17 protein-coding genes and 1 tRNA gene are annotated in these 21,654 nt (G+C 70.1%); 8 read left to right on the top strand and 10 right to left on the bottom strand.

All coding sequences use genetic code 11. The features are described 5' to 3' along the window. Position 1 precedes the first annotated feature (1 nt). The 3 genes from pheA (at position 2) to AC067Z_RS23265 (ending at position 3,607) form a co-directional block, all read left to right on the top strand. On the top strand, positions 2-937 hold the full coding sequence (gene pheA, locus AC067Z_RS23275) for a prephenate dehydratase (protein ID WP_478791503.1): 936 nt from the start codon (positions 2-4) through the stop codon (positions 935-937). A 583-nt stretch (positions 938-1,520) separates the two neighbouring features. Then, a complete protein-coding gene (gene serS / locus AC067Z_RS23270; protein WP_478791502.1) occupies positions 1,521-2,798 on the top strand; it encodes a serine--tRNA ligase in 1,278 nt (425 codons plus the stop codon). After that, positions 2,795-3,607, top strand: a complete 813-nt coding sequence (locus AC067Z_RS23265; RefSeq protein ID WP_478791501.1) for an HAD family hydrolase — start codon at positions 2,795-2,797, stop codon at positions 3,605-3,607. Before serS ends, AC067Z_RS23265 begins: the two co-directional genes overlap by 4 nt. A 78-nt stretch (positions 3,608-3,685) precedes the next feature. Here AC067Z_RS23265 and AC067Z_RS23260 read toward each other — a convergent pair. From AC067Z_RS23260 to AC067Z_RS23235, 6 genes are all read right to left on the bottom strand, one after another. Then, positions 3,686-3,771 (bottom strand) — tRNA-Ser (locus AC067Z_RS23260). Between the two features lie 243 nt (positions 3,772-4,014). After that, the gene (locus tag AC067Z_RS23255) at positions 4,015-4,704 is read right to left on the bottom strand and encodes a hypothetical protein (protein WP_478791500.1); all 690 of its coding nucleotides are present in this window, start codon (positions 4,702-4,704) and stop codon (positions 4,015-4,017) included. A 273-nt stretch (positions 4,705-4,977) separates the two neighbouring features. Then, a complete protein-coding gene (locus AC067Z_RS23250; RefSeq protein WP_478791499.1) occupies positions 4,978-5,697 on the bottom strand; it encodes an ABC transporter permease subunit in 720 nt (239 codons plus the stop codon). A 16-nt stretch (positions 5,698-5,713) separates the two neighbouring features. Then, positions 5,714-6,625: an ABC transporter ATP-binding protein gene (locus AC067Z_RS23245; protein ID WP_478791498.1), complete on the bottom strand. Its 912-nt coding sequence runs from the start codon at positions 6,623-6,625 to the stop codon at positions 5,714-5,716. Beyond that, positions 6,622-7,524 (bottom strand): ABC transporter permease, encoded by a 903-nt coding sequence (locus tag AC067Z_RS23240; protein ID WP_478791497.1) that lies wholly within the window; start codon positions 7,522-7,524, stop codon positions 6,622-6,624. The genes AC067Z_RS23245 and AC067Z_RS23240 overlap by 4 nt, the downstream gene beginning before the upstream one ends. Then, positions 7,521-8,486: an ABC transporter ATP-binding protein gene (locus AC067Z_RS23235; RefSeq protein ID WP_478791632.1), complete on the bottom strand. Its 966-nt coding sequence runs from the start codon at positions 8,484-8,486 to the stop codon at positions 7,521-7,523. Before AC067Z_RS23235 ends, AC067Z_RS23240 begins: the two co-directional genes overlap by 4 nt. A 253-nt stretch (positions 8,487-8,739) precedes the next feature. Between AC067Z_RS23235 and AC067Z_RS23230 the strand changes: the two genes are divergently transcribed. The 4 genes from AC067Z_RS23230 (at position 8,740) to AC067Z_RS23215 (ending at position 13,057) form a co-directional block, all read left to right on the top strand. Next, a complete protein-coding gene (locus AC067Z_RS23230; protein WP_478791496.1) occupies positions 8,740-9,588 on the top strand; it encodes a M24 family metallopeptidase in 849 nt (282 codons plus the stop codon). Then, a complete protein-coding gene (locus AC067Z_RS23225) occupies positions 9,585-11,366 on the top strand; it encodes an SDR family oxidoreductase (protein WP_478791495.1) in 1,782 nt (593 codons plus the stop codon). Before AC067Z_RS23230 ends, AC067Z_RS23225 begins: the two co-directional genes overlap by 4 nt. 46 nt (positions 11,367-11,412) lie before the next feature. Continuing rightward, positions 11,413-12,357, top strand: coding sequence for a MerR family transcriptional regulator (locus AC067Z_RS23220; protein WP_478791494.1), 945 nt, complete (start codon positions 11,413-11,415; stop codon positions 12,355-12,357). A 127-nt stretch (positions 12,358-12,484) separates the two neighbouring features. Further along, the gene (locus AC067Z_RS23215; RefSeq protein ID WP_478791493.1) at positions 12,485-13,057 is read left to right on the top strand and encodes an RNA 2'-phosphotransferase; all 573 of its coding nucleotides are present in this window, start codon (positions 12,485-12,487) and stop codon (positions 13,055-13,057) included. A 34-nt stretch (positions 13,058-13,091) separates the two neighbouring features. Here AC067Z_RS23215 and AC067Z_RS23210 read toward each other — a convergent pair whose 3' ends face one another. Beyond that, positions 13,092-13,991, bottom strand: coding sequence for an LLM class flavin-dependent oxidoreductase (locus AC067Z_RS23210; protein WP_478791492.1), 900 nt, complete (start codon positions 13,989-13,991; stop codon positions 13,092-13,094). A 140-nt stretch (positions 13,992-14,131) separates the two neighbouring features. On the opposite strand from AC067Z_RS23210, the gene AC067Z_RS23205 reads away from it, so the two are divergent. Continuing rightward, positions 14,132-14,995, top strand: coding sequence for an HAD family hydrolase (locus AC067Z_RS23205; protein ID WP_478791491.1), 864 nt, complete (start codon positions 14,132-14,134; stop codon positions 14,993-14,995). Positions 14,996-15,010: 15 nt separating this feature from the next. Here AC067Z_RS23205 and AC067Z_RS23200 read toward each other — a convergent pair whose 3' ends face one another. The 3 genes from AC067Z_RS23200 to cydD all read right to left on the bottom strand — a co-directional run bounded on the left by AC067Z_RS23200 (position 15,011) and on the right by cydD (position 21,647). Next, positions 15,011-16,240, bottom strand: coding sequence for a M23 family metallopeptidase (locus AC067Z_RS23200; protein ID WP_478791490.1), 1,230 nt, complete (start codon positions 16,238-16,240; stop codon positions 15,011-15,013). A gap of 150 nt (positions 16,241-16,390) precedes the next feature. Further along, a complete protein-coding gene (locus tag AC067Z_RS23195; protein ID WP_478791489.1) occupies positions 16,391-18,100 on the bottom strand; it encodes a GAF domain-containing sensor histidine kinase in 1,710 nt (569 codons plus the stop codon). Positions 18,101-18,110: 10 nt separating this feature from the next. Beyond that, positions 18,111-21,647: a thiol reductant ABC exporter subunit CydD gene (gene cydD, locus AC067Z_RS23190; protein WP_478791488.1), complete on the bottom strand. Its 3,537-nt coding sequence runs from the start codon at positions 21,645-21,647 to the stop codon at positions 18,111-18,113. Positions 21,648-21,654: the final 7 nt, after the last annotated feature.

The raw sequence follows: 21,654 nt of genomic DNA, 5'->3' as shown, positions 1-21,654 counted from the left end.
CATGTCGGCCACGCGCTTCACGTATCTCGGTCCCGAGGGCACCTTCACCGAAGCCGCCCTGCGCACGCTCCCGGAAGCCGCCACCCGGGTCCTCGCCCCCATGGTCTCCGTGCCCGCCGCGCTCGACGCCGTGCGCAACGGGGAGGCGGCGGCAGCTCTCGTACCGATCGAGAACTCCGTGGAGGGCGGTGTCACCGCCACCCTCGACGAACTGGCGTCGGGCGAGCCGCTGATGATCTATCGCGAGGTGCTGCTGCCCATCGCGTTCGCGCTGCTGGTGCGCCCGGGCACGAAGCTGTCGGAGATCAAGACGGTGACGGGGCACCCGGTCGCCCAGCCGCAGGTGCGCAACTGGCTGCGCGGGAATCTGCCGGATGCGCTGTGGGAGTCGGCCGCGTCGAACGCGGACGGCGCGCGGCTGGTGCAGGAGGGGCGTTTCGACGCGGCCTTCGCCGGAGAGTTCGCCGCGGCCACGTACGGTCTGGAGCCGCTGGTCACCGAGATCCACGACGCGGAGAACGCGGAGACGCGTTTCGTCCTCGTGGGCCGGCCTGCCCGTCCCGCGGCTCCGACCGGCGCGGACAAGACCTCGGTGGTCATCTGGCTGGGCGACGACCACCCGGGCGCGCTGCTGGAGCTGCTGCAGGAGTTCGCCGTGCGTGGCGTCAACCTGATGCTCATCCAGTCCCGGCCGACGGGTGCGGGTATCGGCAACTACTGCTTCGCCGTCGACGCGGAGGGCCATATCTCCGACCGCCGGGTGGGAGAGGCGCTGATGGGGCTCAAGCGCATCTGTCCCAAGGTGCGTTTCCTCGGTTCGTATCCGCGGGCGGGGGTCGCGCCGCAGGACGTACGGCCGCTTCGTGCGGGCACCTCGGACGCCGAGTTCACGGCGGCATCCGACTGGCTGGCGCGCTGCCAGGACGGCCGGGCCTGACCGGCAGGGCCTGACTGCAGATTCTGATCAGCCGTTCCTACCTGCAGATTTTCGTTGTCCACAGAAGTTATCCACAGGCATGCTTCTCGACCTGGGGACAAGTCGACAACGCAATGCCGCATGGTCGACAAATCTGCCCAGAGGGCCCAGTTCCTTCCATAGAGCAGCAGGTCGGGCCCTGTCACCCCAATTCCATTGATCAACCCTTTAGGGCGAGGAATTCCCACCCGAATGAGTGCGTGGGGTGGGTTTGACATGGGAATCCTCCGCAGCGCTCGGCCCTTTCGGAATGATCAATTCCGCAATCCACAGATCATTCGCACAGCCTGTGGATAACCCATCGGGGCGCCGCTCCCCCTGTGGACAACCCGGCCGACACCCGCCCACGCAAGGAGGGGCGAGACGGGCCGAAGCCCGGCCACCGTGTCCCCTTTCGACGAAAACGCGGTCGATATCGACGCGAGTGAGGCACCCGGCCAGGGCCGATTACCCGCAGCTTTATAAATTCCCGCAATTCGGACAAAGTGACACGCAAGGCAATATCGGGTGGGGTGGCCCGAGTCGGCAACGGTAGCCTGGTGGGGTGATTGACCTTCGCCTGCTCCGTGAGGACCCCGACCGTGTCCGCGCCTCCCAGCGCGCCCGTGGAGAGGACGTCGACCTCGTCGACGCCCTGCTCTCCGCCGATGAACGGCGAAGGTCCTCGGGCATCCGCTTCGACGAGCTCCGTTCCGAGCAGAAGTCGCTGGGCAAGCTCATTCCCAAGGCCACTCCCGAGGAGCGCACCGAGCTCCTGAAGATGGCCGAGCAGCTCAAGACCGACGTCAAGGCCGCGGAGGCCGAACAGAACACCGCGGACGACGAGACGCGGCAGCTCCTGCTCCAGCTGGGCAACCTCGTCCACGAGGACGTCCCGGTCGGCGGCGAGGAGGACTTCGTCGTCCTGGAGACGCATGGCACGATCCGCGACTTCGGGGCCGAGGGATTCGCGCCCAAGGACCACCTGGAGATCGGTGAAGCACTCGGCGCCATCGACGTCGAGCGCGGCGCCAAGGTGTCCGGCTCGCGCTTCTACTACCTGACCGGCGTGGGTGCCCTGCTGGAGCTCGCCCTTGTCAACGCCGCCATCGCCCAGGCCACCGAGGCCGGCTTCATCCCGATGCTCACGCCCGCGCTGGTCCGCCCGCGCGCCATGGAGGGCACCGGCTTCCTCGGCCAGGCCGCGGAAAACGTGTACCACCTGGAGAAGGACGACTACTACCTGGTCGGCACCTCCGAGGTCCCCCTCGCCGCGTACCACATGGACGAGATCATCGACGCCGACAAGCTGCCCCTGCGGTACGCGGGCTTCTCGCCCTGCTTCCGCCGCGAGGCCGGCACGTACGGCAAGGACACCCGCGGCATCTTCCGGGTGCACCAGTTCGACAAGGTCGAGATGTTCTCGTACGTCGCCCCGGAGGACGCCGAGGCCGAGCACAAGCGGCTGCTGGACTGGGAGAAGCAGTGGCTGACCGGCCTGGAGCTGCCGTTCCAGGTGATCGACGTGGCGACCGGTGACCTGGGCGCCTCCGCCTCGCGCAAGTTCGACTGCGAGGCGTGGATCCCGACCCAGGGCAAGTACCGCGAGCTCACCTCGGCGTCGAACTGCGACAGCTTCCAGGCCCGCCGCCTGTCGGTGCGCATGCGCGACGGCAAGAAGGTCCAGCCGCTGGCCACACTGAACGGCACCCTGTGCGCCGTGCCGCGCACCATCGTGGCGATCCTCGAGAACCACCAGCTGGCCGACGGGTCGGTGCGGGTCCCCGAGGTGCTGCGCCCGTATCTGGGGGGCCGTGAAGTGCTGGAGCCGATCTCCAAGTGAGCTCCGCCCCCTTCCCGTACAAGCTCGTCGCCACGGACCTCGACGGCACGCTGCTGCGTGGCGACGACACCGTCTCGGAGCGCACCCGCGACGCGCTCGCCGCGGCCACCGCGGCGGGCGCCGCGCACATCATCGTCACCGGGCGCGCCGTGCCGTGGACGCGGCACATCCTGGACGACCTCGGCTACGAAGGCCTGGCCGTGTGCGGGCAGGGAGCGCAGGTCTACCACGCCGGCGAGCACCGGCTGCTGACCTCCGTGACGCTCGACCGTCAGCTGGCCGGCCTCGCACTGTCGAAGATCGAGGCGGAGGTCGGTCCGCTGGCACTGGCCGCCAGCCGCGACGGACTCGACGGCGAGGTGCTGGTCGGTACGGGCTACCGGGTGCAGGAAGGCCCGCTGCCCGTGGTGCTGATGGACGACCCGGCCGAATTGTGGGCGGCGCCGCTGAACAAGGTCTACATCCAGCATCCGGAGCTCGACGACGACGCTCTGGCCAAGGCGGCCAGGACCACGGTCGGCAGTCTCGTGGACGTCGTGATGGCGGGCGCGGGTGTCGTGGAGATCCTGCCGCTCGGACTGAGCAAGGCGACGGGCCTCTCGCTGGCGGCCCGGCGGCTGGGCCTGCGGGCGTCGGACACGATCGCCTTCGGCGACATGCCCAACGACATCCCCATGTTCGGCTGGGCAGCGCACGGTGTGGCGATGGCCAACGCGCACGACGAACTCAAGGCCGTGGCACACGAGATCACGGCGTCGAACGACAACGACGGCATCGCGGTGGTCCTGGAGCACCTGCTCGATCGCTAGGGTCGGCAAGATCCAAACGAGAGGCCCTATGCCTGTCCGGCGGATCAGTGCCTGGGGCGCCTTCGGCGGAGCGTTCTGCGGAGGATGCGCGGATCGAACGCGCGCGGGGTTGTGCCCCGACGACGGCTTAGCAAGCCGCTGCCTTACCACTCGGCCAATCCTCCGGGAGGGGGCGGCCCGCGCAGATGCGCGCTCGAAGCGGCCGCCCCCTGGGCGGCCGCCCGGCGGCCGTACGGAGTGTGATGACTACTCCGTTGCCTGCCGGGTGCCGCCTCGACGGGAGCACGACGGACTCGAACTCTCGGTCATCGCCGCGCTCCTCTCCCGGTCGGTGGCGCCGGTCGCACTGAGGTGCTGTCCCGGCTCAACCACTGTGCCGGGCCGGGCAGTCCGGCGCCACCGAATTATCAGCGGAGCCTGCGACGACGCAGATCCCTCAGCTGATGGACGACGTCATCCATCCTGGCGTCCATCCGGCTCATGTCGTCGGACAGTTCGCACAGCCTGTTGCTCATCGCCGCGACGACGCGGTTGGTGGCGTCCAGCCGCTGATCGAGCCTGTCGAGTCGGTGCGACATCCGGTCGAGTACGGGTCCGAGCTCCTGGAGCGCGGTGCCTACCCCGGCGAGGCAGTTCTCGACGTTCGTGACGCGTCGGTCGAGGGATGCGTAGCCCTCGCGCCACCCCTCCTCGGCGTCGAGGAGGTAGGTACGCACGCGGCGGGCGATGTCGCTGTCCCGCAGGAGCATGGCGATGTTGAGCACGGCGCGGCGGGTGAAGAGGGTGAGACTGGAGCGACGCTGTGGATAACTTCCCTCAGCCTCCGATGAGAGTGACATGTTGTCACTCTGATATTCCCGCAGGTCAGGACCTCGCAGCACCTGCATGCCGCTCGCGGCGATCTCTTCGCGGTGCCGTGACGTCACTTGCCGGATGACCTCTGTGGATACTTCGAAGTACCCCGCGACCCCCTCTGTGGATACGTGCATGCTGTCCGGCAGCAGTCGGAGCGCCTTCACCTTGTCGAGCACTTCGACCCGCCCCACGTGCTCGACGCGCATCGCGCGCGACTCGAGCAGGGCGATTTCCGATGGCATGGGGATGCCTTCCGTTCGTGAACCCTTTCTGGACGGCCCTCTCCCCGGGCACAGGGGTGGAGGTCGGCTCACGGTGCAACTCGCTCAATGACCGGCCCGGACGAGAACCCTCACCCCGGCACCGGCAATCCCCTACTTCACGAACGCTCGACGATACGAACTCACATTGCCTCCACGCTCGCTGGACAACGAGCCGATAAACGTACAGTTACGCGAAATGCCTCGGCCCCCGCCCGGGCGGGCGGGGGCCGAGGCGACCGACGAGCCGCCGGCTCACTCCTCGCCGGCGAGCTTCAGGACCCGGAGCTTCTGGCCCGCGTACCAGGTCGCCACCACCGTCACGCCGACCAGCAGCGCCACCGCCGCGGGCAGGCCCACGTCGGAGCCGATCAGGCCCTCGCCGGCGATCCGCTCGGCGAGGGAGAGCGCCCACTGCTGGACGCTGAGCGTGCGCGCGCCGGCCACCAGGCTGCCGAACAGCGTCTCCCACACCAGGGCGTAGACCAGCCCGATGACCACCGCGTGCCTGCTCACCGTGCCGAGCAGCAGGAACAGCGCGCTGTACGCGATGGAGGCGACCAGTGCCGCCACGGTGTAGGCGATCGCTACCTGCTGGCCGTTGCCGTTGAGGATGAACCCGGCGATGAACGTCGGCACCGCCGAGAAGGCCATGGTCACGGCGATCGCGACGATCAGTTTGGTGAAGATGATCGTCGGCCGCTTCACCGGCTTGGCGAGCAGATAGACGATCGACCCGTCGTCGATCTCGGGGCCGATGGAGCCCGTGCCGGCGATCACGCCGATCAGAGGCACCATCGTGGCGAGGGCGAACCCGCCGAGGACGTCGGCGGCGACCTGGTCGTCCACGCCGTTGAAGCTCCGTACCGCTACAGCGATCAGCAGCAGCAGAGCGGGCAGGACGAACAGGATCGCGGCGCGGCGCCTGCCGAGCACGGCCCGATAGGTGAGCCGGGCGACTGTGGGGTTGTACATGACGTCACAGCTCCTTTCAGGCCGTTACGAGGTAGGAGAAGACCGACTCGAGCGACTCGTCGGACGGCGAGACGGTGAGCAGCCGGATGGACTGCTCCCGGGCGACCTTCGGCAGCAGTTCGGTGAACCGGCCGAAGTCGACGGCCTGGATGCGCAGCGCCCCTTCGGAGAGGTCCACCTCGATACCGGCGGTCGACGGGTCGGCAATCAGGGCCGCGGCGAGCGCACGGTCGTCGCTGGACCGCACGAGGTAGCGGTGCGGACGGTCCGTCATCAGACGCCGGATCTTGCGGAAGTCACCACTGGCGGCGTGCCGTCCGGCGACGATCACCTCGATGTGGGAGGCCAGTTGCTCGACCTCCTCCAGGATGTGGGAGGAGAACAGGACGGTGCGGCCCTCCGCGCCCATCCGCCGCAGCAGGTCCATCAGCTGCATGCGCTGGCGCGGGTCCATACCGTTGAACGGCTCGTCGAGCAGTAGCACCGACGGGTCGTGGACCAGCGCGGACGCCATCTTGACGCGCTGCCGCATGCCCTTGCTGTACGTCGAGATCTTGCGGTCCTGCGCGTACTCCATCTCGACGGTGGCGAGCGCCCGCGCGGCCTCGCGGTTGCCCAGTCCGTGCAGTTCGGCGTTGGCGACGACGAACTCGCGGCCGGTGAGGAAGTCGTACATCGCCTCCCGTTCGGGAACGACGCCGATCTGCTTGTAGACCGATTCGTTGCGCCAGATCGGCTGTCCGTCGATGGTGACCGTGCCGGTCGAGGGGGCGAGGAAGCCGCCCATCATGTTGATGAGGGTGGATTTCCCGGCGCCGTTGGGGCCGAGCAGACCGGTGACTCCCGGGCCGATGTCCATCGTGACGTCGTTGACGGCCACGACGTTGCCGAACCACCGTGAGGTGTGCTCGATCTTGACTGAGGTCACAGCCCCACCTTCCGGTAGCGGCGCATCAGCACGGCGTAGCAGCCGGCGATCAGCGCGAGGACGACGAGCAGATAGGCCACGCCCGCGCCGGCGCCGGGTCCTTCGCCGCCGGGGAAGGCGGAGGTGGCGCCGAGGAAGGCCGTCTGCACGCCGTCGATCAGGGTGACCGGCGAGAACAGACCGAGCCACTCGATGGCGCCTGCCGAACCCGTCTCCCACGCGATCGCCTGCACGGTGGAGACCGCGCCGTAGGTGATGGTCATCGTGGCGATCACGGCGGCGACGCCGAAGCCCCGGCGCGGCGTGAAGGCGGCGAGCACCAGGCCGACCCCGCCGAAGAGGACGGAGAGGAGAGCGACGGAGACCATGCCCTGCGCGAAGCCCTTCGTCTGGTCGGCGAAGTCGAACTTCGCCAGCAGGGCGCCCAGATAGAGGATGACCAGCGGCGTCGCGGTGAGGACGAAGAGCGCCGAGGCCATCGCCGCGAACTTGGCGAGCACGTAGTCGACGCGCTCGATCGGGCGCGAGAAGTACAGCGGGACCGATTTGAAGCGCAGGTCGCGGGAGACGGACTGCGGGGCCTGTGCCGCGAGGAACAGGCCGATGAGCGCCTGCATGATGATCGCGTAGCGGGTGTACTCCACCGGCAGGTCGGTGGTGTTCGGGACGGAGATGGCGACCGCCACCATGATCGCGGCGACCAGGCACATGATCCCCAGCAGGATCATCGGAAGCACCTTGGACTTGGCCGAGCGGCCGAGGCCGTAGGCGCCGCGCAGGGACTGCGAGTAGAGGGAGCGGCGCGCGTAGGCGCGGCCGAGGCGGGGGCCGTCGTAGTTGCGGTATCCGATGTTGTGGATACGCGTGGTCTCGGGGGCCCCTGGGGTGTGGGTGCTCACCGGGCCTGCACCTCCATGGGCCGGTCGGCCGTCTCGGGGCGGAAGACCTCCGCGATGTGGTGACGGCGCTGTTCCATCCGGACGAGTCCGAGGCCGAGGTCGGCGACGGTGTCCCGGACGATGTCGTACGTGTCCTCGCCGGCCGCTTCCAGCAGCAGGATGTGGCCCGCGCCGGGCAGGCCCTCCTCCGTGCGCTCGTGCAGCGCGACACCGGCTGCGGTCAGAGCCGCGCGCAGGGCTGCCGTGCCGTCGGGATGGGCGTCGGAGTCGGTGACCTCGACCGCGAGGGTGGCGGTGGTCTGGGTGAAGTCCTTGGTGGAGCTGGAGCGCAGCAGGCTGCCGCCGTCGATGACGACGACGTGGTCGCAGGTGCGCTCCAGTTCGCCGAGCAGATGGGAGGTGACCAGGACCGAGATGCCGAAGTCGGTGTGGATTCGGCGGATCAGGCCGAGCATCTCGTCGCGGCCGACCGGGTCGAGCCCGTTGGTCGGCTCGTCGAGCAGGACCAGCTTCGGGTCGTGGACGAGGGCCTGGGCGAGCTTCACACGCTGCTTCATACCGGTCGAGTAGCCGCCGATGGGGCGGTATCGCTCCTCGTAAAGGCCGACATGGCGCAGGGTGTCGGCGGTGCGCTCGCGCGCGGCCGTCGGCGGAAGGCCGGACATGCGGGCCATGTGCACGACGAACTCGGTGGCCGAGACGTCGGGCGGCAGGCAGTCGTGTTCCGGCATGTAGCCGACGCGCTCACGGATCTCGGCGCCGCTCGTGGCCACGTCGAGTCCGAGCACGGCGGCCCGGCCCTCGGTGGCGGGGGACAGACCCAGCAGGATCTTGATCAACGTGGACTTGCCGGCTCCGTTGGCGCCCACCAGGCCGGTCACACCGGGGCCGATGTCCAAGGAGAGCCGGTCAAGCGCGGTCACCCGGGGGAACCGCTTGCTCAGGCTTTCGGTCGCGATCACAGTCACGCTTCGAAGGTAGTGGCGCGCACCACATCTGACGTCAGCCTCGCGGCCTGATCCGTGTCCGACTCCAGAGGTACGGACCCGTAGGGGCATGCGACCTGAGTGCGGGATCCACGTCGGGGTCGGAGCCCCCGGAATGGCTCGCCGGGTTTTCCACAGGCGATGCACACCCCTTGACGTGACCGCCAGGCATTGTCACATTCATCAGTGTCAGGTTACGGCTCGTATCGCAGGGAGAACGGACGGTGGCATGGCCTCAGCGGAGGTGAGTGAGCAGACCGCGGATCTGCGCGGGTTCAGGGTGGTGCAGCGGCTCGCCTACGAGTGCGCGGAAGCGGTCGCCGCACAGCTCAAGCCGGGTGTCACCGAGCGGGAGGCCGCCCGCATGCAGCGGCGCTGGCTGCGCGAACGCGGGGTGCGGGACTGGTTCCATCTTCCGTTCGCCTGGTTCGGGGACCGCACCGCGTTCGTGAACTTCCGCATACCCCTGCAGTTCTTCCCGACGGACCGGGTCCTGGAGGCGGGCATGCCGTTCATCCTCGACATGGCTCCGGTCTACAAAGGGCACACCGCGGACATCGGCTACTCGGGCTGCCTCGGCCCGAACCCCCTGCACAACAGGCTGGTTGCCGATCTGGAGGCACACCGCGAGCTGATCCTGCGCGAGGTGCGCGAGCGGCGCTCCCTGCGCGAGATCTACGAGGACGTGGACCGGCTGATGGTCCGGCAGGGATACGCCAACCGGCACCGTGCCTATCCGTTCGGCGTCATCGCCCACAAGATCGACAGGGTGACGGAACGACGCTGGTCGCCCCGGCTGTTCGGGTTCGGCACCCAGGCGCTCAAGGGGCTCGCGAGCGATGCGCTGCACGGCCACAGGGAGGGCTGGTCCCCGCTGTGGAGCCCGTACACATTCTCCGACCACCCGCCCCGGCCGGGGCTGTGGGCGGTCGAGCCGCATCTCGGATTCCGGGGTACGGGCGCGAAGTTCGAGGAGATCCTGATCGTCACCGACTCGAAGGATCCCGAACAGAGCGCGTTCTGGCTGGACGACGATCTGCCGCATGTGCGGCGCTGGGCGGAGGAGAAGATCCGGTGAGCGTCAATGGTCTGCAGGGGGCGCGCGAGCGCCGCGTCCGGACGGGCGGTGTCGAGCTGTGCGTCGCGGAGCTGGGCGACGACACACAGCCGACCGTGGTGCTGGTGCACGGCTATCCGGACAGCAAGGAGGTCTGGTCCGAGGTCGCGACCAGGCTGGCGGACCGCTTCCATGTGGTGGTGTACGACGTCCGGGGTCACGGGCGCTCCACCGCGCCGGTGCCGCTGCGGGGCGGGTTCACGCTGGAGAAGCTGACGGACGACTTCCTGGCGGTCGCCGATGCCGTGAGTCCGAACCGGCCCGTGCACCTCGTGGGCCACGACTGGGGATCGGTGCAGGCCTGGGAGTTCGTCACCATCGAACGCACCGAGGGCCGTATCGCCTCCTTCACCTCGATGTCGGGGCCGTCGCTGGACCACTTCGGACACTGGATCAAGCGGCGGATGAGCCGTCCCACCCCGCGCCGGGTCGGCCAGCTGCTCGGCCAGGGCGCCAAGTCCTGGTACGTGTACATGCTGCACACCCCGGTGCTGCCCGAGCTCGCCTGGCGCGGTCCGCTGGGCAAGCGCTGGCCGAAGATGCTGGAACGGGCCGAGGGCGTGCCCTCCGGTGACTATCCGACGGCCTCCCTCCCGCAGGACGCGGCACACGGCGCCTGGCTCTACCGCGACAACGTCCGGGCGCGGCTGCGTCGGCCGCGCACCGACGCCTATGCGCACACGCCTGTCCAGCTGATCACCCCGACCGGCGACATCTTCCTCTCCGAGCGGCTCTACGACGACCTCGGCACGTGGGTACCGCAGCTGACCCGGCGCACGCTGCCCGGCAAGCACTGGGTTCCGCGCACCCGGCCGGACCAACTGGCAGCATGGATCACCGAGTTCGTGACAACACACGAGTCCGGACCAGCAGGAGCGGGGGCCGCAGCGGCCACCGTTCCGCAAGGGGAGTACGGGCAGCGGTTCGGCGGCCGGCTCGTCCTGGTGACAGGCGCGGCGAGTGGCATCGGGCGGGCCACCGCCTTCGCGTTCGCCGAGGCCGGGGCACGCGTCATCGCGGTGGACCGCGACGCGGAGGGTGCGGCCAGGACCGCGGAGCTGGCCCGGCTCACCGGTGCGCCCGAGGCGTGGGCGGAGACCGTGGACGTCGGCGACGAGCAGGCGATGGAGAAGCTCGCCGAGAAGGTCCTCACGGAGTACGGCGTGGTCGACGTGCTGGTCAACAACGCGGGCATCGGACTCTCCGGTTCGTTCCTCGACACCGGCACCGAGGACTGGAAGAAGCTCCTCGACGTCAATCTGTGGGGCGTCATCCACGGCTGTCGGCTCTTCGGCCGGCAGATGGCCGATCGCGGCCAGGGCGGGCACATCGTGAACACCGCGTCCGCCGCCGCGTATCTGCCCTCCAAGTCCCTTCCCGCCTACAGCACATCGAAGGCGGCGGTGCTCATGCTGAGCGAGTGCCTGCGGGCCGAGCTCGCCGCCAAGGATATCGGGGTCTCCGCGATCTGCCCCGGCATCGTGAACACCAACATCACCTCGACCGCCCGCTTCGCCGGGGTCGACGAGGCCGAGCAGCAGCGCCGGCAGAAGAAGTCCGCCCGGTTGTACGGACTGCGCAACTACCCACCGGAGAAGGTCGCCGATGCGATCCTGCGCGCCGTCCTGAAGAACCAGGCGGTCGTGCCGGTGACACCGGAGGCCCGCGGCGCCCATCTCATGTCACGGTTCATGCCGAGGGCGCTGCGCGCTCTCGCCCGGATGGAGCCGCCGCTGTGAGCCGCCGCCCGGAAAGGCCTGCCACCGAGGGAGCGGGAGCGGACGTGTGAGCGAAGTGACGTCGGTCGCCGAGTACCGGATCGAGGATCTGGCGCACCGCAGCGGAGCAACGGTCCGCACGATCCGCGCGTACCAGGACAGAGGGCTGCTGCCGCGGCCCGAGCGGCGCGGCCGGTCCAATGTCTACGGCTCGGCGCATCTCACCCGGCTGCGCCAGATCGCGGACCTGCTGGACCGCGGCTACACCCTGGCGTCGATCAAGGAGCTGCTGGAGGCGTGGGACGCCGGCCGGGGTCTCGGCGGGGTGCTCGGGCTCGTCGCCGAGGTGCACGGCCCCTGGACCGACGAGGAGGCGGCCCGGATCTCGCGGGACGAGCTGGACGCGAAGTTCGGGGGGATTCCGGACGAGGAGTCGTTGACGGAAGCGGTGGAGCTCGGCGTGCTGGAGCGGATTCCGGGACGTGACGACGAGTTCCTGGTTCCCAGCCCGCAAGAGCTGTCGGTGGCAGCCGAGTTGTACGCCGCCGGTGTTCCGCTCTCCGCAATCTCCGGACATCTGAGGGAACTTCGCGGTCAGGTCGAGCACATCGCTGCGCGGTTCCTGGAGTTCACGACGGAGCATGTGTTCGCGCGCTACCTGGAGCATCGGCCGCCCACGGATGCCGATGCGGCAGAGGCAGCCACGCTGGTGCGCAGGCTGCGGCCACTGGCGCAGCAGACGGTCGATGCCGAACTGGCCCGTGCCATGCGTATGTTCGCCACCCTGCATCTTCACCAGCACCTGTCCGCGGAAGGCCCGCCGCCCGCACCGCACCAACCGCGTCCGCTGCATCTGCCCGCTCCGACAATGCAGGCGGTGGAGAAGCTGGTTGGTCCGGAGAATGTCGCGGCGTTCATCACGGCAGCCACCGAACGGGAGGTTCAGGCACGCACCTTGGACTCCCTCACCGCAACTGCTTCCGAATCAACTCAACTTGGTCAAATACCCTGAAATGCGACGCTCGTTGTCCACAGAATCGCCAAATTGCCTGTGGATAACCGGAGTTGGTTGTGGATCAAACATGTGGGCGAGAAAATTCTCGGTGGCGCCGCCACCACCGGACCGGCACGCTGAGGGAATGAACGCAAGACCCACCGATCCCGCGTCGGACGACCGGCGCACCGTAAAGGTGTCGAAGTACCTCTCCAAGCATCTGCGCCACCAGCCCGACCGGATCGGCATCACGCTGGACGTGAACGGCTGGGTGCCGATCGACGAGCTGATGAGCGCCGCCGCAGCGCACGGCTTCCGGTTCACCCGCGCCGAACTCGATCATGTCGTCGCGGTCAACGACAAACAGCGCTTCACCATCGACGGCTCCCGCATCCGCGCCAACCAGGGCCACACGGTGGAGATCGACCTCGACCTCCCCCCGGCCGAACCGCCCGAGTACCTCTACCACGGCACCGTGGCACGCAGCCTGGACGCGATCCGCGACGAGGGCCTGCAGCCGATGAACAGGCACGACGTGCACCTCTCGCCCGACCGGGAGACCGCGACCCGTGTCGGTGCCCGCCGGGGACGCCCCGTCGTTCTCGCCGTGCACGCCGGTGCCCTGCACCGGTCGGGACACGTCTTCCGCGTGAGCGCCAACGGCGTGTGGCTCACGGCCGCCGTGCCGCCGGAGTACATCCGCTTCCCGCAGGCATAGCCCCTGGGCACGCGCGGCACGGGCCCGACGGCGGTCAGCGCTGCAGCTGCGCCAGTCCCTCGGTGGCGATCCGCTCGAAGACGGACTGATCGGCGGCGAAGTCGGAGTCGGGGATCGGCGCATGCAGGACGATCTCGGTGAAGCCGAGGTCGAAATACCTGCCGGCGAAGTCGACGAACGCATCGAGCGACTCCAGAGGCCGCCCGCGCTCGGGGGTGAACCCGGTGAGCAGGATCTTGTCCAGCTGCGCCTCGTCCCGGCCGATGTCCGCGCACGCCTTGGCGAGCTTGTCCATCTGCCCGCGGATCGCCTCGCGCGACTGCTCCGGCGTGCCCGTCTCGAACAGCTTCGGGTCACCGGTGGTCACCCACGCCTGCCCGTGCCGCGCAGCGAGCTTCAGCCCGCGCGGCCCGGTCGCCGCGACGGCGAACGGCAGCCGCGGACGCTGCACGCAGCCGGGAATGTTGCGTGCCTCCACTGCCGAGTAGAACGTCCCTTCCTGGGTGACGGAGTCCTCGGTCAGCAGCCGGTCGAGCAACGGCACGAACTCGGCGAAGCGGTCGGCCCGCTCCCGTGGGCTCCATGCCTCCTGGCCGAGTGCCGTTGCGTCGAAGCCCACACCGCCCGCGCCGATGCCGAGCGTGATCCGCCCTCCGGAAATGTCGTCCAGACAGATGAGCTCCTTGGCGAGCGTCACCGGATGCCGGAAGTTCGGCGAGGTCACCAGCGTGCCCAGCCGCAGCCGCTCGGTCGCACCGGCCGCCGCGGTGAGCGTCGGTACGGCGCCGTACCACGGGCCGTCGCGGAAGGTCCGCCACGAGAGGTGGTCATACGTGTACGCGGCGTGGAACCCGAGCTGCTCGGCGCGCAGCCACTGGTCACGGCCACCCTCGCGCCAGGGACGGAAAGGAAGAATCACGGTGCTCAAACGCATGCATCGAGCGTACGTCGCCCGGAGCAGCGCACGAGACGCCCGTGGCCCGTCCCCGGGTACGCCGCTCGACAGGCCCCGCACCGCTACTCAGATGTGCGCCCCCGCGCACGCCCGTGCACCCGGTACGCGAGAATGTCACGGTGACCTCAGCTACCGACCCCAGCCCCCTGCCCGCCCGTCCCCGGCTGATCGCCACCGACCTCGACGGCACCCTGCTGCGCGACGACAAGTCCGTCTCGGACCGGACGATCGCCGCACTCGCCGCCGCGGAGGAGGCCGGGATCGAGGTGTTCTTCGTCACCGGCCGCCCGGCCCGCTGGATGGATGTCGTCAGTAGCCATGTGCACGGCCACGGGCTCGCCATCTGCGCGAACGGCGCGGCCGTGGTGGACCTGCACGCCGGCGGAGAGCTGCTGCAGGTCCGTGATCTGCCGAGGGACACCGCGCTGGCCGTCGTACGGACGCTGCGGGCTGCCGCTCCCGGCACCTCGTTCGCCGTCGAGCTGACCACCGGCATCCACTACGAGCCGGACTACCCGCCGTTCCACCTGGACCCCGGCGCGACCGTCGCCACGGCCGAAAAGCTCCTCCACGAGGCGCAGCCCGGCGAGGGTGCCCCCGTGATCAAGCTGCTCGCGCACCACTCCGAGCTGACACCCGACGGCTTCCTCACCCTGGCCCGTACCGCCGCCGGGGGCCTCGCCTCCTTCACCCGCTCCAGCCCCACCGCACTGCTGGAGGTGAGCGGCCTGGGCGTGAGCAAGGCCAGCACCCTCGCCCTGTGCTGCGCCGAGCGCGGGATCTCCTCCGACGAGGTCGTGGCCTTCGGCGACATGCCGAACGACGTCGAGATGCTGACCTGGGCCGGGACGTCGTACGCGATGGGCAACGCCCACCCGGACGTGATCGCCGCGGCCTCGGGGCGAACGGTCGCGAACAACGAGGACGGCGTCGCGGTGATCATCGAACAGCTCCTCGCCCGGCACACCGAGCAGAAGAGCTGACGGACCGGCACCGGGTCACAGCGGCACACCGTGCTCGCTCAGCCAGTTCACCGGATCCACCGCGGAACCCATGTACGGCGTGAGCCGCACCTCGAAGTGCAGGTGCGGCCCCGTCGAATTGCCCGTCGTACCGGCCTGGCCGATCCACTGGCCGGTACGCACCTGCTCCCCCTGGTCGACGGTGACCGCCGCGAGGTGCGCGTACTGCGAGTAGTAGCCGTTAGGGTGCTGGACGACGATCTCGATGCCGAACCCGCCGCCGCAGGACACCGACACCACTCGGCCCGCACCGACGGCCCGCACCGGAGCACCGATGCCCACGGCGAAGTCCTGTCCGGTGTGCCGGTGCGCCCAGCGCTCACCTGCGCTGTCGTAGCTCGCCGACAGGCTGTAGCCCTCCACCGGGGTGACCCACTCGGGCCCCTGCCAGCCCGCGGGCTGTTCCAGCCGCACGGCGCCCGCGCACTTTCCGGCCGTCACACTGGTTTCCGCCTCGCTCTGCAGCGTCCACTGCGCGGTCTCCAGCTTCGTCTCGATGCCCTGTTTGACGGCCGAGAGCTGCGCGTTGCGCATGGCGAGCTTCTGCCAGATGCCGCGCGCCTTCTTCTCGGCCCGGACGAACTGCAGCTCGGCGCGGCGTGCCCGCTCCAGCAGCCTGCTGACCGCCGACTCCGCCTGTGTGGCCACCTGGTAGCCACGCAGGAGGGCATCGGGGCTGTCGGCGAGCAGCAGCCGGGCAGCGTGCGGCAGTGAGCCGCCGTTGCGGTACTGCTCCCGTGCGACACCGCCGATGTCGTCGTGGATCGTGCCGAGCCGCTCCCGTTGCTGCGCCAGGCTGTCCTGGAGCCGTTGCGCCTCGGCCAGTTGAGCGTCCGCGGCGCGGCGACCCTGTTCGTACACCTCGGTGGCCTTGGCCGCTTCCGCATACAGCCGCGAGACCTCGACCGCGACGGGCGGCGCCGGCACGTCGGGCGCCGCGGCCGGGGACTGCGGCTTGTCCGGCCCCGGGGCGGGGGCGGGGGCGGGGTCCGGCAGTACGTAGGGGGCCGGGTCGTCGGGCTGCGGTCCGCCGACGGCCGGAGTGTCCGGCTGCGGGGCACCGGGCAGCCAGATGTCGGGCAGCGGCGGTAGATCGGCGTCGGGAACGGGCGGGACGTCCGGCAGCGGCACGGCGTGCAGCTCCGGTTCGTCGGCCACGACCATCGCCGGCCACGTGCCGGCGGACGCCAAGGAAGGCGCCGGCACACTGAGGAGCGTGCACAGCACCACGGGGACGATGAGTAGCCTGTCGCGGTGTTTCCAGCACATTCTCGGATCGTCACCCGAGTCCGGCGCGCACGCGCGGCGCGGTGCTGTCCCATACCGCCAACTGGCGCAGAAGCCGCCGCACTCGAGCTACAACGGCGCCTCCCAGATCACCGTCGTGCCCGCGCCTTCGTCCCCGATCCCCGGTCCACTGCCGCTCGATCCGCCGAGCGACTCGGCCCGCCGCGCCAGATTCCGCAGTCCGCTGCGGCGTCCGCCGTCCGGGATGCCCACCCCGTCGTCGGCGACGGTCATCCGCACCCCTGCAGTGCCGTCGGGGAGCGACACGGTGGCATCGACGACCACGTCGATCCGGGAGGCCCCCGCGTGCCGGAACGCATTCGACAGCGCCTCGCGCAGGGCCGCGATCAGGTTCTTGCCGGTGAGTTCGCCGACCACCGCGTCGACCGGTCCGACGAAACGGTGCCCGGGCTTGAAGCCGAGCGGGACCGCTGCCATGTTGATCTCGCGCAGCACCCGGGTGCGCAGCCCGGAAGGTGCCTCCGCCGGACCCTGCTGCAACGCGAAGATGGCGGTGCGGATCTCCTGGATGGTCACGTCCAGTTCGTCGACCGCCTTGCCCACACCCTCCTGCACGGCCGGGACGACAGACCGCCGCTGCGCGCTCTCCAGCATCATCCCCGTGGCGAACAGCCGCTGGATGACGAGGTCGTGCAGATCGCGGGCGATCCGGTCGCGGTCCTCGAAGACGGCCAGCCGTTCCCTGTCCCGCTGCGCCTCCGCCATCATCAGCGCAAGCGCGGCCTGGGAGGCGAACTGCGTGGCCAGGGTGCGTTCGGACTCGGAGAAGTGGCGCGCCCCCGGCGCTCGCGGCATGGCGAGCGCGCCGAGGACACGGCCCCCGCTCTGCAACGGCAGCAGCATGCTCGGCCCGAACTGCCCCGCCAGTCTGCTGACCATGCGCAGATCTGACGCCGCGTCTGTGACGAACACCGGCTCGCCCGCCAGCAGTCGTGCCACGACGGGGCTGTGCGGTGGAATCACCACGCCCAGGGACGAGGCCGGCCGGTCGGAGGAGACGGCCACGATCTCCAGACCGCCCCCCTCGGCGGGCAGGAGCACGATCCCGGCAGCCGCGTCGGCGAGACGCCGGGCCTGTTCGGCGACGACGGACAGCGCGTCGTCCGCATCGCCGCCGGAGAGGAGGGCGGTGGTGACGGCCACCGAACCGTCGATCCAGCGTTCGCGCTGCCGGGCTGCCTCGTACAGCCGGGCATTGCCGATGGCGATGCCTGCCTCGGTGGCGAGCACCCGCACCATGTGGAGGTCGTAGTCGCCGAATTCGCCCCCGCCGGTCTTCTCCGTCAGATAGAGGTTGCCGAAGATCTCGCCCTGGACCCGGATGGGGACACCCAGGAACGTCCGCATGGGCGGGTGGCCCGGGGGGAATCCGGCGGCGCGCGGGTCGGCCGTCAGGTCGGCCAGCCGCAGCGGCGCGGGGTCGTGGATGAGCGCACCGAGCAGCCCGCGACGGCCGTCCGGCCGGTGCCCGATCGCCCGTGCCACCTCCTCGTCCACCCCGTACGTCACGAAGTCGGACAGTCCGTCGCCCTCGGTGTCCACGACCCCGATCGCGGCATAGCGGGCGTCCGCCAGCTCGGCCGCGGTGCGGCAGATGCGGTCCAGCGTCGAGTGCAGTTCCAGCCCTGTGCCGATCGAGCGCATGGCCTCGAGCAACTGCGGCACCCGGGCGGTGAGCTCGGTGGACAGGCCCTGGAGGCTGCGTGTCGCCGCCTGTGCGGCGGCATCCGGCGGCTCCTGCGGCGAGGACACGGTCATGCACCCGAGCCTAATGAGGCGTATTTGGCAGAGAAAGTCGGGAACTGCGGTCGTCGGTGGCCCTCTCCCGCAGCAGCATCGATCGCAGCGGCCCATCGACGAGGGAGAGCTCCTCGTACGTGCCACGCTGCACCGTGCGCCCGGCCTCCAGCACCACGATCTCGTCCACGGCATCCAGCCCGCGCAGCCGATGGGTGATCAGTACGGTGGCCGGCCCCTCGCCCGACCGGCTCCCGGCCACGGCCAGCAGGTCCGCGGTGAGCGCGTCGGCCGTCGCCAGGTCGAGGTGTTCGGCGGGTTCGTCCAGGACGAGCACCGGGAAACGGGCGAGAAGGGACCGGGCGAGAGCCAGCCGCTGACGCTGGCCCCCCGACAGCTGGGCACCGTGTTCGCCGACGAGCGTGTCGAGACCTTCGGGCAGGTTCTCGACCCAGTCGAGCAGCCGTGCCTCCGACAGTGCGTGCCTGAGCTGCTCGTCCGTCGCGTCCGGCCGGGCGAGCCGCAGGTTCTCCCTCACGGAGCTGTCGAAGAGGTGGGCGTCCTGGGCGCACAGTCCCACGAAACGCCGTACCGCGTCGCCGTCCATGGCGTCCGCGGGGACTCCACCGATCGTGTACGTGCCCGAGTCGGCATCCAGGAAGCGGAGCAGCACCTGCGCGAGCGTCGTCTTTCCCGCTCCCGATGTGCCGACGACAGCGACCCGCTTCCCCGGCCAGAGAGTCAGATCGAAATCGCTCAGCGCCTCCCGCTCCTGTTCTGCGTACCGGGCCCCGATCCCGCGCAGTTCCAGCGGGAAGGCGGTCGTGGGCGGCGCCGCCGGACTCGGCGGCTCCTGCACGGGAACCGGTGCGTCGAGGACCTCGTGCACCCGCTCCGCGCTGCGCTCGACCCGTCGCCGGTACTGCACGGCGAGCGGCAGACCGGCGACAGCCTCGAAGGCGGCGAGCGGTGTGAGGACGACGGCCGCCAGCCAGACACCGCTGAGCCGGCCCTCTCCCACCGCCTGGGCGCCGGTGAGCGCGGCACCCGCCACCGTGAGCCCGCAGATCAGGGCGGAGAGTCCGCCGCCGAGCGCTGTGGCAGTCGCGGTTCGGGCGGTGATACGGGTCAGTCCCGCGTCCGCTTCACGTGCCACGGCCAGCCGCCTCGGGAGTGCTCCCGCGACGGTCAGTTCGGCGGTGCCACGCAGCAGATCGGCGACCGTGGTGGCCAGCGTTCCTCGCGCAGGAGCGAGTTGACGCTCCGCACGCCGGGCGAACCGTCCGCTCAGCAGGGGCACGCCGACTCCGGCCGCCAGCAGACCGAGGGCCAGGACAGCGCCCGCCTCGGGCACCAGCCATGCGGTGAAGCCCACGGAACCCGCGCCGACGACAGCGGCCGCCGCCGCGGGAAGCATCCAGCGCAGCCAGTAGTCCTGGAGCGCGTCGACATCGGCGACCAGCCGCGAGAGCAGGTCGCCGCGGCGAGCTCGGCGCAGTCCCGCCGGGGCGATCCGCTCCAGCCTGCGGTACACGGCGACCCGCATCTCGGCGAGCATCCGCAGCACGGCGTCGTGGGCCACGAGCCGCTCCGCGTACCGGAACACCGCCCGCCCGATGCCGAAGGCCCGGGTCGCCGTCACGGCCACCATCAGATGGAGCACGGGCGGTTGTTCCGACGCCCGCGAGATCAGCCAGCCGGACACGGCCATCAGGCCGACCGCGGATCCGAGCGCCAGCGCGCCGAGCAGCAGCGCGAGGGCGAGCCTGCCGCGCAGCCCGTCCGCTGCCGCGCGGACCCGCAGCAGCGGTGACCGGGGGGTGCCCGGGGCGGACGCCGGCACAACGAGCGGGACGTCCTCGGTGGTCCCGTTCGACCGGACCGGTGCCGCCGTCGGCGCCGCGGCGTTCCGCGGAGGGGAGTCGGCACTGATCCCGGAGAGGTTGAGTGTGACCACCCGGTCCGCCACCGCAAGCAGTGCGGGCCGATGGACGACGAGCAGGACGGTGCGCCCCTTCGCCAGCCGTCGCACCGCCTCGACGATGCCCGCCTCCGTCTCCCCGTCCAGTGCCGCGGTCGGCTCGTCGAGCAGCAGCAACGGCCGGTCGGCCAGGAACGCCCGTGCCAGCGCGAGCCGTTGCCGCTGACCGGCGGAGAGCCCCGCTCCGTCCTCGCCGAGCTCGGTGTCCGCCCCCCGGGGGAGTGCGGCGACGAAGTCGTACGACCCCGCCTCCCGTAGCGCATCGTGCACCGCCGCGTCGTCCGCCTCAGGACGCGCCAGCCGTACGTTGTCCGCGATCGAGCCCGCGAAGAGGTACGGGCGCTGCGGCACCCAGGCGATCTGCTCGCGCCAGCGGTGCGGATCGAGATCGGCGAGGTCGGTGCCCCCGATACGTACCCGCCCCTCGGTCGGCTCGACGAACCCCATCAGCACATCGAGCAGGGTCGACTTACCGGCCCCGCTCTCCCCGACCAGCGCCACCGTCTCGCCGGGTCGGACCACCAGCGACGTCCGGAACGGCGAGGCCTCGCTGCGCCCCGCACGGCGCACGGTCACGGCGTCGAACTCCAGCCGGAATTCGTCCGGAGCCGGTCCGCCGCCTGCGGGCCGCGGCTGCGCGCGCAGCACCTCGAAGATGTCCTCGGCGGCCGAAAGGCCCTCGGCCGCTGCGTGGTACTGCGCGCCGACCTGGCGAAGCGGCTGGTACGCCTCGGGCGCGAGGATCAGGATCACCAGGCCCGTGTACAGATCGAGTTCGCCGTGGACAAGGCGCATGCCGATGGTCACTGCCACCAGTGCCACCGACAACGTGGCCAGGAGTTCCAGGGCGAAGGACGACAGGAAAGCGATCCGCAGCGTACGGACCGTGGCCTGCCGGTACTGCGAGGTGATCACACGGATCGACTCCGCCTGCGCCTTCGCCCGGCCGAACACCTTGAGCGTGGGGAGTCCGGCCACCACGTCCAGGAAGTGGCCGGAGAGCCGGGAGAGCAGCTGCCACTGGCGGTCCATCCGGGACTGGGTGGCCCAGCCGATCAGCACCATGAAGAGTGGGATCAACGGCAGCGTGACCACGATGATCGCGGCGGAGACCCAGTCCTCGGTCACGATCCGGGACAGCACGGCGACGGGCACGACGACCGCAAGTCCCAGTTGCGGGAGATAGCGGGAGAAGTAGTCGTCCAGGGCGTCGATTCCGCGCGTCGCGAGCGCGACGAGCGAACCGCTGCGCTGCCCGCTCAGCCATCCCGGCCCCAGCGCGGCCGCCCGCTCCAGCAGACGGCCGCGGAGCTCGGACTTGACCGCGGCGCTCGCACGGTGGGCCGCCAGTTCGGTCAGCCAGGACACCGCGGCCCGGCCGACAGCAACGGCCACCAGGAGAACGAGCGGCATCGACAGTCCGTCGGTGGACAGGCCCTGCTGGAAGGCGCCGACCACGATCTCTGCGATGAGCATCGCCTGAGCGATCACGAGCAACGCGCCGACCAGGCCGAGGACCACGACAGCTGCCAGGAACCAGCGAGTGGCCCGGGCGTACCGGAGCAGGCGGGGGTCTATCGGTTTCACGTGAAAC

The sequence above is a fragment of the Streptomyces sp. NPDC043812 genome, assembly GCF_056436245.1.
This window is presented reverse-complemented; position numbering and strand designations above follow the sequence as displayed.

What these genes read in the sequence shown, in the direction of transcription:
- pheA (WP_478791503.1), top strand. Translation starts at nt 2, where the DNA reads ATGTCGGCCACGCGCTTCACGTATCTCGGTCCCGAGGGCACCTTCACC.
- AC067Z_RS23255 (WP_478791500.1), bottom strand. Translation starts at nt 4,704, where the DNA reads ATGCCATCGGAAATCGCCCTGCTCGAGTCGCGCGCGATGCGCGTCGAG.
- AC067Z_RS23250 (WP_478791499.1), bottom strand. Translation starts at nt 5,697, where the DNA reads ATGTACAACCCCACAGTCGCCCGGCTCACCTATCGGGCCGTGCTCGGC.
- AC067Z_RS23230 (WP_478791496.1), top strand. Translation starts at nt 8,740, where the DNA reads ATGGCCTCAGCGGAGGTGAGTGAGCAGACCGCGGATCTGCGCGGGTTC.
- AC067Z_RS23215 (WP_478791493.1), top strand. Translation starts at nt 12,485, where the DNA reads ATGAACGCAAGACCCACCGATCCCGCGTCGGACGACCGGCGCACCGTA.
- AC067Z_RS23210 (WP_478791492.1), bottom strand. Translation starts at nt 13,991, where the DNA reads ATGCGTTTGAGCACCGTGATTCTTCCTTTCCGTCCCTGGCGCGAGGGT.
- AC067Z_RS23195 (WP_478791489.1), bottom strand. Translation starts at nt 18,100, where the DNA reads ATGACCGTGTCCTCGCCGCAGGAGCCGCCGGATGCCGCCGCACAGGCG.